At 74.5% G+C, this 13,449-nt stretch carries 12 protein-coding genes; 3 read left to right on the forward strand and 9 right to left on the reverse strand.

The features are described from left to right. Positions 1–413: 413 nt before the first annotated feature. Positions 414–1,094: a lysophospholipid acyltransferase family protein gene (locus EBN88_RS23390; protein ID WP_122399051.1), complete on the forward strand. Its 681-nt coding sequence runs from the start codon at positions 414–416 to the stop codon at positions 1,092–1,094. 31 nt (positions 1,095–1,125) lie between these two features. Here EBN88_RS23390 and EBN88_RS23395 read toward each other — a convergent pair whose 3' ends face one another. Beyond that, entirely contained in the window at positions 1,126–2,100 is a 975-nt protein-coding gene (locus EBN88_RS23395; RefSeq protein WP_122399052.1) for an aldo/keto reductase, read from the reverse strand. Between the two features lie 194 nt (positions 2,101–2,294). On the opposite strand from EBN88_RS23395, the gene EBN88_RS23400 reads away from it, so the two are divergent. Then, positions 2,295–3,299 carry a Gfo/Idh/MocA family protein gene (locus tag EBN88_RS23400; protein ID WP_122399062.1) on the forward strand — a complete coding sequence of 335 codons (1,005 nt, stop codon included), beginning with the start codon at positions 2,295–2,297 and terminating at the stop codon, positions 3,297–3,299. Between the two features lie 72 nt (positions 3,300–3,371). Here EBN88_RS23400 and argH read toward each other — a convergent pair whose 3' ends face one another. Both argH and EBN88_RS23410 read right to left on the reverse strand, forming a co-directional pair. Then, complete coding sequence (argH, locus tag EBN88_RS23405; protein ID WP_122399053.1) at positions 3,372–4,835, reverse strand: argininosuccinate lyase; 1,464 nt, start codon at positions 4,833–4,835, stop codon at positions 3,372–3,374. Further along, complete coding sequence (locus EBN88_RS23410; protein WP_122399054.1) at positions 4,832–6,028, reverse strand: argininosuccinate synthase; 1,197 nt, start codon at positions 6,026–6,028, stop codon at positions 4,832–4,834. Before EBN88_RS23410 ends, argH begins: the two co-directional genes overlap by 4 nt. A 461-nt stretch (positions 6,029–6,489) precedes the next feature. Between EBN88_RS23410 and EBN88_RS23415 the strand changes: the two genes are divergently transcribed. Then, the gene (locus tag EBN88_RS23415) at positions 6,490–7,560 is read left to right on the forward strand and encodes a polyprenyl synthetase family protein (RefSeq protein WP_122399055.1); all 1,071 of its coding nucleotides are present in this window, start codon (positions 6,490–6,492) and stop codon (positions 7,558–7,560) included. 70 nt (positions 7,561–7,630) lie between these two features. Here the strand turns inward: EBN88_RS23415 and EBN88_RS23420 are convergent, their stop codons facing one another. From EBN88_RS23420 to argC, 6 genes are all read right to left on the reverse strand, one after another. Continuing rightward, positions 7,631–8,137, reverse strand: a complete 507-nt coding sequence (locus EBN88_RS23420) for a GNAT family N-acetyltransferase (RefSeq protein ID WP_233580875.1) — start codon at positions 8,135–8,137, stop codon at positions 7,631–7,633. Between the two features lie 68 nt (positions 8,138–8,205). Further along, a complete protein-coding gene (locus EBN88_RS23425) occupies positions 8,206–8,748 on the reverse strand; it encodes an arginine repressor (protein ID WP_122399057.1) in 543 nt (180 codons plus the stop codon). 16 nt (positions 8,749–8,764) lie between these two features. Then, positions 8,765–9,955, reverse strand: coding sequence for an acetylornithine transaminase (locus tag EBN88_RS23430; RefSeq protein WP_122399058.1), 1,191 nt, complete (start codon positions 9,953–9,955; stop codon positions 8,765–8,767). Then, on the reverse strand, positions 9,952–11,019 hold the full coding sequence (gene argB, locus EBN88_RS23435; RefSeq protein ID WP_122399059.1) for an acetylglutamate kinase: 1,068 nt from the start codon (positions 11,017–11,019) through the stop codon (positions 9,952–9,954). The genes EBN88_RS23430 and argB overlap by 4 nt, the downstream gene beginning before the upstream one ends. Further along, the gene (argJ, locus tag EBN88_RS23440) at positions 11,019–12,260 is read right to left on the reverse strand and encodes a bifunctional glutamate N-acetyltransferase/amino-acid acetyltransferase ArgJ (RefSeq protein WP_122399060.1); all 1,242 of its coding nucleotides are present in this window, start codon (positions 12,258–12,260) and stop codon (positions 11,019–11,021) included. Before argJ ends, argB begins: the two co-directional genes overlap by 1 nt. After that, positions 12,257–13,285, reverse strand: coding sequence for an N-acetyl-gamma-glutamyl-phosphate reductase (argC, locus tag EBN88_RS23445; RefSeq protein ID WP_122399061.1), 1,029 nt, complete (start codon positions 13,283–13,285; stop codon positions 12,257–12,259). Before argC ends, argJ begins: the two co-directional genes overlap by 4 nt. Between the last annotated feature and the right edge of the window lie 164 nt (positions 13,286–13,449).

Consider the following 13,449-nt stretch of genomic DNA (forward strand, 5'->3'; position numbering starts at 1 on the left):
AGCAGGCCGGCGGCGCCGGCGCCGGCCATCGCCGCGCCGAGCACGGCGCGCCGGCCCGGCCGGGGCTGCTGGGTCGATGCCGCCTGTCGAGCTGCCATGTTCTCTCCCTCGCCGGTGATCATGGGTGCCGGTCGATGGTAGGAAGGCGGCGGGCGCGGCACGAGGACGCGCGGGCGAACCCCGGGCGAACTTCGGGCGAGGCGTGGGCCCGGCCGAGCCCGGACGACCGCCCGCCACGCCCGCGACCGGCCGCGTTCCCGTGTCGCGGGTGTGACGTTCTCCGCACCATGGAGTGAACCTGGTGCGGGACGGCGCCGTTCGCGCGAGTATCGTCCCTATGCGTCGCGCCCCCGGGGGCGCGACGCATAGGCGCGCCTGACCGAGCGCGCGACCATGACCGACCGGAGGGGAAGTTGTCCCGTTTCGTGCTGCTGAAGGTGCTGCTCGGACCTCTGCTGAAGCTGCTGCTGCGCCCCCGGGTGGAGGGTCTGGAGCGCATTCCGGCCACGGGTCCCGTGATCCTGGCGGGCAACCATCTGACCTTCATCGACTCGGTGATCCTCCCGCTGGTCTGCGACCGCCAGGTGTTCTTCATCGGCAAGGACGAGTACGTCAAGGGCCGTTCCCTCAAGGGCCGGCTGATGGCCTGGTTCTTCACGGCCGTCGGGATGATCCCGGTGGACCGGGACGGCGGGCGCGGCGGGGTGGCCGCGCTGATGACGGGCCGCCGGGTGCTGGAGCGGGGGGACGTCTTCGGCATCTACCCGGAGGGCACCAGGTCGCCCGACGGGCGGCTCTACCGGGGCAGGACCGGGATCGCCCGGCTGACCCTGATGACGGGCGCGCCGGTGGTGCCGTTCGCGATGATCGGCACCGACCGGGTGCAGCCGGGCGGCCGTGGGCTGCCGAGGCTGGGCGGCGGGCGGCGGATCACGGTGCGCTTCGGCCAGCCGCTGGACTTCTCCCGGTACGACGGGATGGACCGGGACCGCTATGTGCTGCGGGCCGTCACCGACGAGGTGATGACCGAGGTGATGCGGCTCTCGGGCCAGGAGTACGTGGACATGTACGCCACCAAGGCGCGCGCCGCCTGACGTCCACGCGAGCGGCCCGTTCGTCGACCGCTCAACGCCAGGGCAGCGCGGCACGGGTGCGCCAGTAGGTCTCGGGGCGTTCCACCAGCCGGGCCAGCGAGGTCAGCCGCGCCGGGTCGGTGGTCACCGTCGCCGCCGTCAGGTTGTCGGTCAGCTGGGCGACGGTCGCCGCGCCGGAGAGCACCACGCCCACCCAGGGCTCGGCCAGGACCGCCGCCAGGGCGAACGCGGCGGGGCTGGTGTCCGCCTCGGCCGCCAGCCGCAGCAGCTCGGGCGGCGCGGCCCGGCCGGCCAGCCGCCCGTTGGCCAGCGCCTCCTTGACGATGACGGTCCGCCCGGCCTCGTGTGCCTCGGCGAGCGCGGGCGCGGCCGAGGGCTCCAGCACGTTGAACGTGGCCTGGACGGTGGTGAAGAGCGGCTGCCCGGCGACGGTCACCTCCAGGGCGGCGCGGATCGCGTCGGCCTGTCCCGGGCCGCTGGTCGACAGGCCGACGGTCACCCCGTCCTCGACGAGCCGGGCGAGGCGGGCGTGCACGGCGGGGTCGGTCAACGCCGGGCTGTCCGGGGTGACCGAGTGGATCTGGTAGAGGTCGAGGCGCTCGCCGAGCAGCGCGGTGCTCTCCGCGTACTGCCGGTCGAGGGTGGCCGCCGAGTGGTCCTTGACCTCGTGCACGTCGGCCTCGACGCGCCAGTCCGCCGTGTAGCTGTAGCCCCACTTGCTGCCGACGACGACCTCCTTGGCGGCCTCGGTGCGGCTGTTGAGCCAGTCGGCGAGGAACTCCTCGGCCCGGCCGTAGGAGCGGGCCGCGTCGAGGTAGCGCACGCCCTGGGTGAAGGCGGCGTCGAGGAGTTGGTGGGTGCGTTCGCGCAGCGCCTCGGGGGTGCGGTCGGCGGGCAGGTCCTCGGCCCGGCCGAGGTTGAGGTAGCCGGGGCGGCCCACGGCCGCCAGCCCGAGCCCGATCCGGGCGGTCGGGGTGGCCTCGGGGTGGAATCGGGTGAACGCCATCGCGGTGCCCTCTCGCGCCTCTCGCCTGCCTGAACGTCCCGGTCGCTCCCCCGCCCGCCGGGATGCTCACCGTACCGGTCGGTGTGGGGACGCGGGTCCCGGCGGCGCCGGGCCGGGGAACTACGATGATCCGCTGGTGGCCGCCGGACGGCGGCCCGCACACGCGGCGCGACGAGGGCGAGCAGGGAGCAGGCATGGCTGACGAGGGCGGCGGGCTGGCCGGAGGACCGGTGCGGTGGGGCGTGTTGGCGACGGGCGGCATCGCGGCGAAGTTCGTCGCGGACCTGGCGGAGCTGCCGGACGCCGAGGTGGTGGCCGTCGGCTCCCGTTCGGTGGAGTCGGCCGAGGCGTTCGCCGAGCGGTACGACATCGGCCGGGCGCACGGCGGTTGGGCGGCGCTGGCCGCCGACCCCGAGGTGGACGTGGTCTATGTGGCGACCCCGCACAGCGCGCACGCCGAGCCGGTGCGGCTGTGCCTCCAGGCCGACACCCCGGTGCTGTGCGAGAAGCCGTTCACGCTGAACGCGGCGCAGGCGGCGGAGCTGGTCGGGCTGGCCAGGGAGCGCGGCGTCTTCCTGATGGAGGGCATGTGGACGTACTGCAATCCCGTGGTGCGGCGGATGGTGGAGCTGATCGCCGACGGGGCGATCGGCGAGGTGCTCGCGGTGCACGCGGACTTCGGCATCGAGGCGCCGATGGACCCCTCGCACCGGCTGCGCGACCCGAGGCTGGGCGGCGGGGCGCTGCTGGACCTGGGCGTCTACCCGGTGTCGTTCGCGCAGCTGGTGCTGGGTGAGCCGGAGCGGGTGCGGGCCTGGGCGCGGATGTCGGGCGGGGTGGACGAGAACACCGGGCTGCTGCTGGGCTACGCCTCGGGCGCGGTGGCCGCGTTGACCTGCTCGCTGGTGGCGGACACGGCGCGGACGGCGGTGGTCACGGGTTCGTTGGGGCGGATCGAGTTCCCGCGCGGCTTCTTCCACCCGGAGCGCTTTGTGCTGCACCGGGTCGGCGCGGAACCGGAGGAGTTCTCCGCGCCGGGGCCCTCGGGGTCGTTCGTGTACCAGGCGGCCGAGGTGGGGCGGGCGCTGCGTGCCGGGGAGACGGAGTCCCCGCTGGTGCCGCTGGACGGGACCCTCGCGGTGATGCGGACGTTGGACGCGGCGCGTCAGGAGATCGGGCTGCGCTACCCGGGCGAGTGAACGGGCGGCCGCCCGCCGGACGCCCGTGTGCGATCGGGCGTCCGGCGGGTGGCAGCCGGCGTTCGGCGGGGCTCAGGCCAGGCCGGGGCGGGCGGCGACCCAGGCGCGCTGCCGGTCCAGGTCGCCCTTGGCTTCGGCGAGTTGAGCGGCGACCGCGACGGGCGCCGTGCCGCCCCTGGCGGAGCGGGCGGCCAGCGCGCCCTCGACGGTCAGCACCTCGCGGACCTCGGGTGTGAGCCGGGGCGAGATCTTGGCGAACTGCTCGTCGGTCAGCTGGTCCAGCTCGATGCCCTCGGCCTCGCAGACCTTGACGCACTCGCCGGCCACCTCGTGGGCGTCGCGGAACGGGACCCCGCGCTTGACCAGCCACTCGGCGATGTCGGTGGCCAGCGAGAAGCCGGCCGGGGCCAGGGCCGCCATCCGCTCCCCGTTGACCGTGAGGGTGGCCAGCATCCCGGTGAACGCCGGGAGCAGCACCTCCAGTTGGTCGCAGGAGTCGAAGACCGGCTCCTTGTCCTCCTGGAGGTCCCGGTTGTACGCCAGCGGCAGCGCCTTGAGCGTGGCCAGCAGGCCGGTCAGGTTGCCGATGAGGCGGCCGGACTTGCCCCTGGCCAGCTCGGCGATGTCCGGGTTCTTCTTCTGCGGCATGATCGAGCTGCCGGTGGAGAAGGCGTCGTGCAGGGTCACGAAGGAGAACTCCTTGGTGTTCCAGACGATCACCTCCTCCGCGATCCGGGAGAGGTCGACGCCGATCATCGCCGTGACGAAGGCGAACTCGGCGGCGAAGTCCCTGGCGGATGTGCCGTCGATCGAGTTGGCCGAGGAGCCGCCCTCGAAGCCCAGCTCGGCGGCGACCGCCTCCGGGTCCAGGCCCAGCGAGGAGCCGGCCAGCGCGCCGGAGCCGTAGGGCGAGACCGCCGCGCGGGCGTCCCACTGCCGCAGCCGTTCCGCGTCCCTGGACAGCGCCTGGACATGGGCCAGGACGTGGTGGGCGAAGAGCACCGGCTGGGCGTGCTGGAAGTGGGTGCGGCCCGGCATGGCCACGCCCGGGTGCGCGTCGGCCAGCGCGATCAGGGTCTCCTGGAGGTCGGCCAGCAGGCCGCCGAGAATCCGCGCGTGGTCCCGCAGATACATCCGGAAGAGCGTCGCGACCTGGTCGTTCCGCGAGCGGCCGGCGCGCAGCTTGCCGCCCAGCTCCGGGCCGAGCCGCTCCAACAGGCCGCGTTCCAGGGCGGTGTGCACGTCCTCGTCGGCGACGGTGCCGGTGAACGAGCCGTCCGCCACGTCGGCGGCCAGCCGGTCCAGCCCTTCGAGCATCGCGGCCAGCTCCTGCTCGTCGAGCAGGCCGGCCCGCGCGAGCACCCGGGCGTGCGCCCGGGAGCCGGCGATGTCGTAGGGCGCGAGGCGCCAGTCGAAGTGGACGGAGGCGCTCAGCCGCTCCAGCGCCTCGGCCGGTCCGTGGGCGAACCGGCCGCCCCAGAGCTTGATGTCGGCGCCGTGCTCGTTGCCTTCCGCGGTTTCGCTCGGCTGGCTCACGGGGCGACGTCCCGCTTGGCCGCGATCTTGCTGGACAGGGAGAAGATGTCGATGAAGCCCTTGGCCAGCGACTGGTCGAAGCTGTCGCCGGTGTCGTAGGTGGCGAGGTTGAAGTCGTAGAGCGACTGGTCGGAGCGCCGCCCGGTGACGACGGCCCGGCCGCCGTGCAGGGTCATCCGGATGTCGCCGCTGACGTGCTGGTTGGCCTCGTTGATGAAGCCGTCCAGGGCCTTCTTCAGCGGGGAGAACCACTGGCCGTCGTAGACCAGCTCGCTCCACCGCTGCTCGACCTGCCGCTTGTAGCGCGCCAGCTCCCGCTCGACGGTGACGTTCTCCAGCTCCTGGTGCGCGGTGATCAGCGCGATGCCGCCCGGGGACTCGTAGACCTCGCGGGACTTGATGCCGACCAGCCGGTCCTCGACCATGTCGATCCGGCCGACGCCCTGGCCGCCGGCCCGCTCGTTCAGCTCCTTGATCGCCTGGAGCATGGTGACGGGGCGGCCGTCGATGGCGACGGGGGCGCCCTCGCGGAAGGTGATCACGACCTCGTCGGCGTCCCTGGGGGTGGCCGGGTTCCGCGTGTACTCGTAGATGTCCTCGATCGGCGCGTTCCAGATGTCCTCCAGGAAGCCGGTCTCCACGGCCCGCCCGAAGACGTTGGCGTCGATGGAGTACGGGGACTTCTTGGAGGTGGCGATCGGCAGGCCCTTCTCCTCGGCGAAGGCGATGGCCTTGTCCCGGGTCATCGCGTAGTCCCGCACGGGGGCGATGCAGGTGAGGTCGGGGGCCAGGGAGGCGATGCCGGCCTCGAACCTGACCTGGTCGTTGCCCTTGCCGGTGCAGCCGTGGGCGACGGTGTCGGCGCCGTGCTTGCGGGCGGCGGCGACCAGGTGCTTGACGATCACGGGCCGGGAGAGCGCGGAGACCAGCGGGTAGCGGTCCATGTAGAGGGCGTTGGCCCTGATCGCCGGGAGGCAGTACTCCTCGGCGAACTCGTCCTTGGCGTCGACGACCTCGGCCTCGACCGCGCCGCAGGCCAGCGCCCGCTTGCGGATGACGTCCAGGCTCTCGCCGCCCTGGCCGACGTCCACGGCGACGGCGACGACCTCGGCCCCGGTGGCCTCGGCGATCCAGCCGATGCAGACCGAGGTGTCCAGGCCACCGGAGTAGGCGAGTACGACGCGCTGGGTCACGGTGTCTCCTTAGGGCAAGCAGTGCTGGTACCGCGCTGGGGCTTCACTTGGGCAACGTGGAATAAGTATGCGAGCCCCTGCATGTTTCGTCAAACGTGCGGGTCAGGGTGGTGGGAAACGGTCCCCGCCGGGTGGAACGGGTCCTGGGGCGCGGTGGCGGGGGCCGAAGTGGCCGGCGGCGGCGCGGACTTGGCCGCGCCGGGTGGAACGGCCGGCGCCCGGGGTCCGTTAACCCACACGGGTAGACCGGCCGGCCGTGGCCCGGAGGACTCCGGTTCCGGAACCGGGGCGAGCGAGGGGAGGGAACGCCAGGTCAGCTCGGGTGCGGCGGGTTCACGCCGGGGCGCGCGACGCGGCCGGGCGGGGCGGCGCGGGCGCACGCACCGTTTTGATCGCGGCGACGGGCGGCCAAGCTGGGACACGTTCCGTTTTCCTGACCATCCGCCTGCGAGGAGCCCGCCGTGACGACCGTTCCCGACACCCAGGACGACCGCACCACCGCGCGCCGGGCGCTGCACGAGGCGCGAGCGCTGCTCGACCCGGAGCTGCGGGCGTGGGTGCGCCGGCTGCCGCCGCCGGTGGCGCGGGTGGCCTCCTACCACTTCGGCTGGACCGACAGCGCCGGCAGACCCGACGCCGCCCCGGCCGGCAAGGCGCTGCGGCCGGCGCTGGTCTTCGCCTCCGCCGAGGCGGTCGGCGGGCGGGCCGAGGAGGCGCTGACGCCGGCGGTGGCCGTGGAGTTGACCCACAACTTCTCGCTGCTCCACGACGACATCCTCGACGGGGACACCACCCGCAGGCACCGCGCCACCGCCTGGGTGGTCTTCGGCTCGTCGGCGGCGCTGCTGGCCGGGGACGCGCTGCTCAACCAGGCGATCCGGGTGCTCGCCGAGCCGGACGCGCCGGCGCACGCGCTCACCGGCGTGCGCTGGCTGAGCGAGGCGACCAACCAGCTGATCGAGGGCGAGCAGGCCGACCTGCACTTCGAGGAACGTTCCCGGGTCTCGCTGGACGAGTGCCTGCTGATGGCGGAACGCAAGACGGCGGCGCTGCTGGCCTGCGCCTGCGCGCTGGGCGCGCTGTGGGGCGGCGGGGACGAACGGTCCGTCGACGCGCTGCGCCGCTTCGGCCACCACCTGGGCATGGCCTTCCAGTTGACGGACGACCTGCTGGGCATCTGGGGCGACCCCGAGGTCACCGGCAAGCCGGCCGGGGCCGACCTGGCCAGCCGGAAGAAGTCGCTGCCCGTGGTGGCCGCGCTGGACTCCGGAACGCCGGCGGCCCGACGGCTGGCCGAGCTGTACGCGGACGACGACACCGAGCGCGAGGGCGGCGGGGACGGCGGGGTGGCCGTGGCCACCCTGGCCGAGCTGGTCACCGAGGCCGGCGGCCGCGCCTGGGCGGAGCGCGCGGCGGCCGACCAACTCGCGGGCGCGCGGGCCGCGTTGGCCGACCTGAACGCCGCCCAGGGCACGGAGGCGGTGGACCGCCTCGCCACCCTGGCGCTGATGGTGTGCCACCGCGACAGGTGATCCCTCGCGGGGCGGCCGCCGCCGGCGGCCCGGCGGAGCCGGTGCGCGGCTCCGCGCCGGCCCGCCCGGGTCAGCGAGGTCGGACGAAGTGGGCCATGCGAAGGCCGGGCTCGGGGTGGGAGTCCGCGGTGCGGTGGAAGCCGAGCCGCGCGTAGAGCCGCACGGCAGGCTCGTTGTCCGCTCCGGTGCTGACCCTCACCTCGTGTCCGCCGGCCTCCTCGGTCAGCAGGCGCGTGGCGAGCCCGTGGCGGAACCAGGCCGGGTCCACGCAGACCCGGTCGATCTGGGTGACGCGCCGGTCGGGTTCGGTCTCCCAGGCCACGAAGGCGGCCACCGTTCCCTCGCCGGTCACCGCGCCCAGCCAGCGCAGGGGCCGGGCGGTCATGTCCCGGAGTGATTCGGTGAGGGCGGGAATGCCGTCGAAGCCGATGAGTTCGGCCTCGACGGCGTAGGCGCGCCGCCCCACCGCGTGCACGTCGGACGCGATCACGGCATCGCGCGGGTCCAACGCGCGGATGGCCATCCCGGGCGGCGTCGGCGCGCGGGGCGGGTGTCGGGGCGAAGCGTCCTCGGGCATCCGACGATGCTACGGGGCGGCCCGCCGCCCGGCCCGGCCCCCGGGCCGGGACCGGCTCCGCCGGCGGGCTACTCGCGTTGGGCCAGCCGCAGCAGGTGGTTGGCGAGGGACTGGCCCCCGGTGGGGTCGCGGCTGATCAGCAGCAGCGTGTCGTCGCCGGCGATGGTGCCCAGGATGTCGTGCACCTCGGCCTGGTCGATCGCCGAGGCCAGGAACTGCGCGGCGCCCGGCGGGGTGCGCAGCACCACGAGGTTGGCGGACGCCTCGGCGGAGATCAGCAGTTCACCGGCGAGGCGGGCCATCCGTTCCTCCTTGGCGGACTCCCCCAGCGGCGCCCTGGGCGTGCGGAAGCCGCCCTCGCTGGGCACGGCGTAGATCAACTCGCCGTTGGCGTTGCGGATCTTCACCGCGCCCAGTTCGTCGAGGTCCCGGCTGAGCGTGGCCTGGGTGACGCTCAGCCCGTCGTCGGCCAGCAGCTTGGCCAGTTGGCTCTGGGAGCGCACCGGACCCCGGTTGAGGATCTCCACGATCCTGCGGTGCCGGGCCGTGCGGGTCTGGGGAACGGCGGGCCCGTTGCCCGCCCCTCCCCTGGGCTGCGCCTCGTCCGTCATGCTCCCTCTCCGGTTGTCATCCGTTCCCCTCGCCGGCGCCGGCGGCGTCCAGAAGCCCGGGCAGCGCGGCCAGCAGGGTGTCGACCTCGACGTTCCCGATGATCAGCGGCGGGGCCAGCCGCAGCACGGTCGGCGAGACGGCGTTCACCAGCAGGCCGGCGTCCTGGGCCAGGCGCTGCACCCGCGCGGCGACGGGTTCGGTGAGCACGATACCCAGCAGCAGCCCGGCGCCCCTGACCCCCTCGACCAGCGGGTGCCCCAACTGGTCGACGCCGTCCCGCAGTCGCTCGCCCGTCTCCTTGACCCGCTGGAGGATGTTGTCGGACTCGATGGTGTCGAGCACGGCCAGCGCGGCGGCGCAGGAGACCGGGTTGCCGCCGAACGTCGAGCCGTGCCGCCCCGGGGTGAACAGCTCGGCCGCCGGGCCGAAGGCCAGGGTCGCTCCGATCGGCAGCCCGCCGGCGAGGCCCTTGGCCAGGGTGACGATGTCGGCCTCCACGCCCTGGGCCTGCCCGGCGAACCAGTGCCCGGTGCGGCCGATCCCGGTCTGCACCTCGTCCAGGGCGAGCAGCGTCCCGGTGGCGCGGGTGATCTCGCGGGCGGCGGCGAGGTAGCCCTCGGGGGGAACGACGACGCCGTTCTCGCCCTGGATGGGCTCGATCATCACCAGCGCGGTGTCGGTGGTGACGGCGGCGCGCAGCGCCTCGACGTCGCCGTAGGGGACATGGGTCACGTCGCCCGGCAGCGGCTCGAACCCGTTCCGCTTGCCCGGCTGGCCGGTGAGGGCCAGGGCGCCCATGGTGCGGCCGTGGAAGCCGCCCTCGGTGGCGACCATGTGGGGGCGGCCGGTGAGCCGGCCGAGCTTGAACGCGGACTCGCTGGCCTCGGCGCCGGAGTTGGAGAAGTAGACCCGGCCGGGCCGGCCGGCCAGCGCCAGCAGCCGCTCGGCGAGGGCCACGGGCGGTTCGGCGACGAAGAGGTTGGAGACATGGCCCAGGGCGGCGACCTGCCGGGAGACCGCCTCGACCACCGCCGGGTGGCCGGTGCCCAGGGAGTTGACGGCGATCCCGCCGACGAAGTCGAGGTACTCGCGGCCGTCGGCGTCCCAGAGCCGGGCGCCCTCGCCGCGCACGAGGGGGAGCCGGGGCTGGCCGTAGTTGTCCATCAGCGCCGCCTGCCACCGGGCGTTCAGCGACTCGTTGCTCATGCGGGCTCTCCCTCGGTGGGGTGGTTGGCGGGGGTGCCGGCCGGGGCGCCCGGCTCGCCGGTGTCGGTGTCGGGGTCGGTGTCCGGGGCGTCGTCGGGGACGACCATCGTGCCGATGCCCTCGTCGGTGAAGATCTCCAGCAGGATCGAGTGCTGGACGCGGCCGTCGATGACGCGGGCGGTGCGCACCCCGTTGCGGACGGCGGTCAGACAGCCCTCCATCTTGGGCACCATCCCGCTGGCCAACTCGGGGAGCAGCTTCTCCAGTTCGCTGACCGTCAGCCGGCTGATGACCTCGTCGCTGGCCGGCCAGTCGGCGTAGAGGCCCTCGACGTCGGTGAGCACCATCAGCGTCTCGGCGCCCAGCGCGGCGGCGAGCGCGGCGGCGGCGGTGTCGGCGTTGATGTTGTAGACGTGGTCGTCGTCGGCGCTGCGGGCGATGGAGGAGATCACCGGGATGCGCCCGTTGTCGAGCAGCGCCTGGATCGCGCCGGTCTCGATGGCGGTGATCTCGCCGACCCGGCCGAGGTCGACGGGCTCGCCGTCGACCTCGGCGAACCGCTTGGTCGCGGTGAGGATATGGGCGTCCTCGCCGGTCATGCCCACGGCCAGCGGGCCGTGCCGGTTGAGCAGGCCGACCAGCTCGCGCTGGACCTGGCCGGCGAGCACCATCCGGACCACGTCCATGGTCTCGGGGGTGGTCACCCGCAGGCCGGCCCGGAACTCCGAGGCGAGGCCGAGCCGTTCGAGCTGCCGGTTGATCTGCGGGCCGCCGCCGTGCACCACGACGGGGCGCAGCCCGGCGTGCCTCAGGAAGACGACGTCCTGGGCGAAGGCGGCCTTCAGCTCCTCGTCCACCATGGCGTTGCCGCCGAACTTGATGACGACCGTCCTGCCGTGGTGGCGGGTGAGCCAGGGCAGGGCCTCGATGAGGATGCGGGCCTTGGGCAGGGCGGTGTGTCGGCGGGTGGGTCCGGCGCCGGGGTCGGCGGGGGCCGTGCCCGTGGCGTGGGCCGGGTTGGCGGTGCTGGCCGCGTCGGGGGCGTTGGCTGCGTTGACCGTCATCACACGCTTTCGGCTCGGGGATGCGGATGGGATGCGGGAAGCGGCGCTGGGTGGGGCGCTGGGTGGCGCGTCGGGCGGGGCGCGGCGACCGTGTGGTCCGTGGTCCACACGGTCGCGGAACGGTCGCCGGCGCCCAGGTCGACGGCGAGGGTCACCTCGCGGAAGCGCAGGTCGACGGCGGCGGGGTCGTCGGCGGGGGCGGCGCCCCGGCAGACCTGGACGCCGTTGACGGCGACCGCCAGCCGGTGCGGCTCGACCGCGACGCCGCTCGCGCCGACGGCCGCGACCACCCGGGGCCAGGCGGGGTCCTCGGCGCGCAGGGCTGCCTTGACCAGGGCGTCGCCGGCGACGGCGCGCGCGGCGGTCAGGGCCGCCTCCTCGCTGGCGGCGCCGGTGACCTCGACCCTGATCTCCTTGGTGGCGCCGTCGGCGTCCTTGACCAGCTGCCGCGCCAGGTCGGCGCAGACCGCGCGGACGGCCTCGGCGAACTCGTCGGCGTCCGGGGTGACATGGGAGGCACCGGAGGCGAGCAGCAGCACCGTGTCGTTGGGGGAGGCGACGCCGTCGGCGTCGATCCGTTCGAAGGTGGTGCGGGTCGCGGCGCGCAGCGCGCGGTCCAGCGCGGGCGCCGGCACCTCGGCGTCGGTGGTGAGGACCACCAGCAACGTGGCGAGCGAGGGCGCGAGCATCGCGCCGCCCTTGGCCATCCCGCCGACGGTCCAGCCGGCGCCGGTCCCGCCGCCGCTCCCGATCCCGCCGCGCACGGCGGCGGTCTTGGGCTGGGTGTCGGTGGTCATGATGGCGCGGGCGGCCCGCTCCCCGCCGAACTCCGTCAGCTGCCCGGCGGCCAGGTCGATGCCGGGCAGCAGCCGGTCCATCGCGGGGCGCACGCCCATCGGGCCGGTGGCGGCGACGGCGATCTGGGCGGCGTTGCGGTCCAGGGCGCGGGCGGCGCGTTCGACGGCGGCGTGGGTGTCCTGGAAGCCGAGCGGGCCGGTGCAGGCGTTGGCGCAGCCGGAGTCGAGCAGCACGGCGGAGACCGCGCCGGCGCGCAGGACCTGCTCAGTCCAGAGCACGGGCGCGCCCTTGACCCGGTTGGTGGTGACGACGCCGGCTGCGGCCAGGCTGGGGCCCTCGTTGACCACCAGGGCCAGGTCGGGGGCGCCTTCGGGCTTGTGCCCGGCCGCGACGCCGGCCGCGACCCCGGCGGCGGTGAAGCCGGCCGGCGCGGTGACGCTCACGGCGCGAGCCCGGTGAGCGGCAGCCCGGTCTCCTCGGGCAGGCCCAGGGCGAGGTTCATGGCCTGGATGGCGCCGCCGGCGGTGCCCTTGGTGAGGTTGTCGATGGCGCTGACGACGATCAGCCGGCCGGCCGCCTCGTCGAGCGCGACCTGGACCAGCGCGGCGTTGGAGCCGACGACGGCGGCGGTCGCCGGCCACCGGCCCTCGGGCAGCAGCCGGACGAACGGCTCGCCGGCCAGCGCCTTGGCGTAGGTCTCGCGCGCGGTCTCGGCGGTGACCCCGGGGCGGACGCGGGCGGAGCAGGTGGCGAGGATGCCGCGCGGCATGGGCGCGAGGGTGGGGGTGAACGAGACGCTGACGGGCTCGCCGGCGAGCGCCGAGAGGTTCTGCGCGATCTCGGGGGTGTGGCGGTGGCCGCCGCCGACGCCGTACGGGCTCATCGAGCCCATCACCTCGCTGCCGAGGAGGTGCGGTTTGAGCGACTTGCCGGCGCCTGACGTGCCGGAGGCGGCGACGATCACGGCCTCGGGCTCGACCAGGCCGGCCGCGTAGGCGGGGAAGAGCGCCAGGCTGACGGCGGTCGGGTAGCAGCCGGGCACGGCGATCCGCCGGGTGGTGCGCAACGCCTCGCGCGCGCCGGGCAGTTCAGGGAGGCCGTAGGGCCAGGTGCCGGCGTGGGGGGTGCCGTAGAACCGTTCCCAGGCGTCGGCGTCCCGCAGCCGGAAGTCGGCGCCGCAGTCCACGACCAGCACCTCGTCGCCGAGCTGCTCGGCGACGGCGGCCGACTGGCCGTGCGGCAGCGCGAGGAAGACCACGTCGTGGCCGGCGAGGGTGTCGACCGAGGTCGGGCCGAGCACGCGGTCGGCCAACGGCACCAGATGGGGCTGGAGTTCACCGAGGCGGTGCCCCGCGTTGGCGTGGGCGGTCACCGCGCCGATCTCCATCCCGGGGTGTCCCAGCAACAGCCGGAGCACCTCTCCCCCCGCATAACCGCTGGCGCCCGCCACCGCAGCCCGCACTGCCATCGCCTCCTCCATGGAATAGCATGACTATACGTAGCGCAGCACTTTTATGCAATGGCGCCGGGTACGGCCGGCGGGCGCCGGCCGTTCAGGGCCTGGCCAGGACGCAGAACGCGTGGCCCGGCCGCGCCGCGCCAGCGCCCGCACCGGCGCCCGCCGCGCCGCCC

This window comes from Streptomyces triticirhizae (assembly GCF_003696235.1).
Classification (GTDB): domain Bacteria; phylum Actinomycetota; class Actinomycetes; order Streptomycetales; family Streptomycetaceae; genus Streptomyces; species Streptomyces triticirhizae.

Coding starts and splice junctions, on each gene's coding strand:
- EBN88_RS23395 (WP_122399052.1), bottom strand. CDS start 2,100: ATGGCGTTCACCCGATTCCACCCCGAGGCCACCCCGACCGCCCGGATC.
- EBN88_RS23400 (WP_122399062.1), top strand. CDS start 2,295: ATGGCTGACGAGGGCGGCGGGCTGGCCGGAGGACCGGTGCGGTGGGGC.
- EBN88_RS23420 (WP_233580875.1), bottom strand. CDS start 8,137: ATGCCCGAGGACGCTTCGCCCCGACACCCGCCCCGCGCGCCGACGCCG.
- EBN88_RS23425 (WP_122399057.1), bottom strand. CDS start 8,748: ATGACGGACGAGGCGCAGCCCAGGGGAGGGGCGGGCAACGGGCCCGCC.
- EBN88_RS23430 (WP_122399058.1), bottom strand. CDS start 9,955: ATGAGCAACGAGTCGCTGAACGCCCGGTGGCAGGCGGCGCTGATGGAC.
- argB (WP_122399059.1), bottom strand. CDS start 11,019: ATGACGGTCAACGCAGCCAACGCCCCCGACGCGGCCAGCACCGCCAAC.
- argC (WP_122399061.1), bottom strand. CDS start 13,285: ATGGCAGTGCGGGCTGCGGTGGCGGGCGCCAGCGGTTATGCGGGGGGA.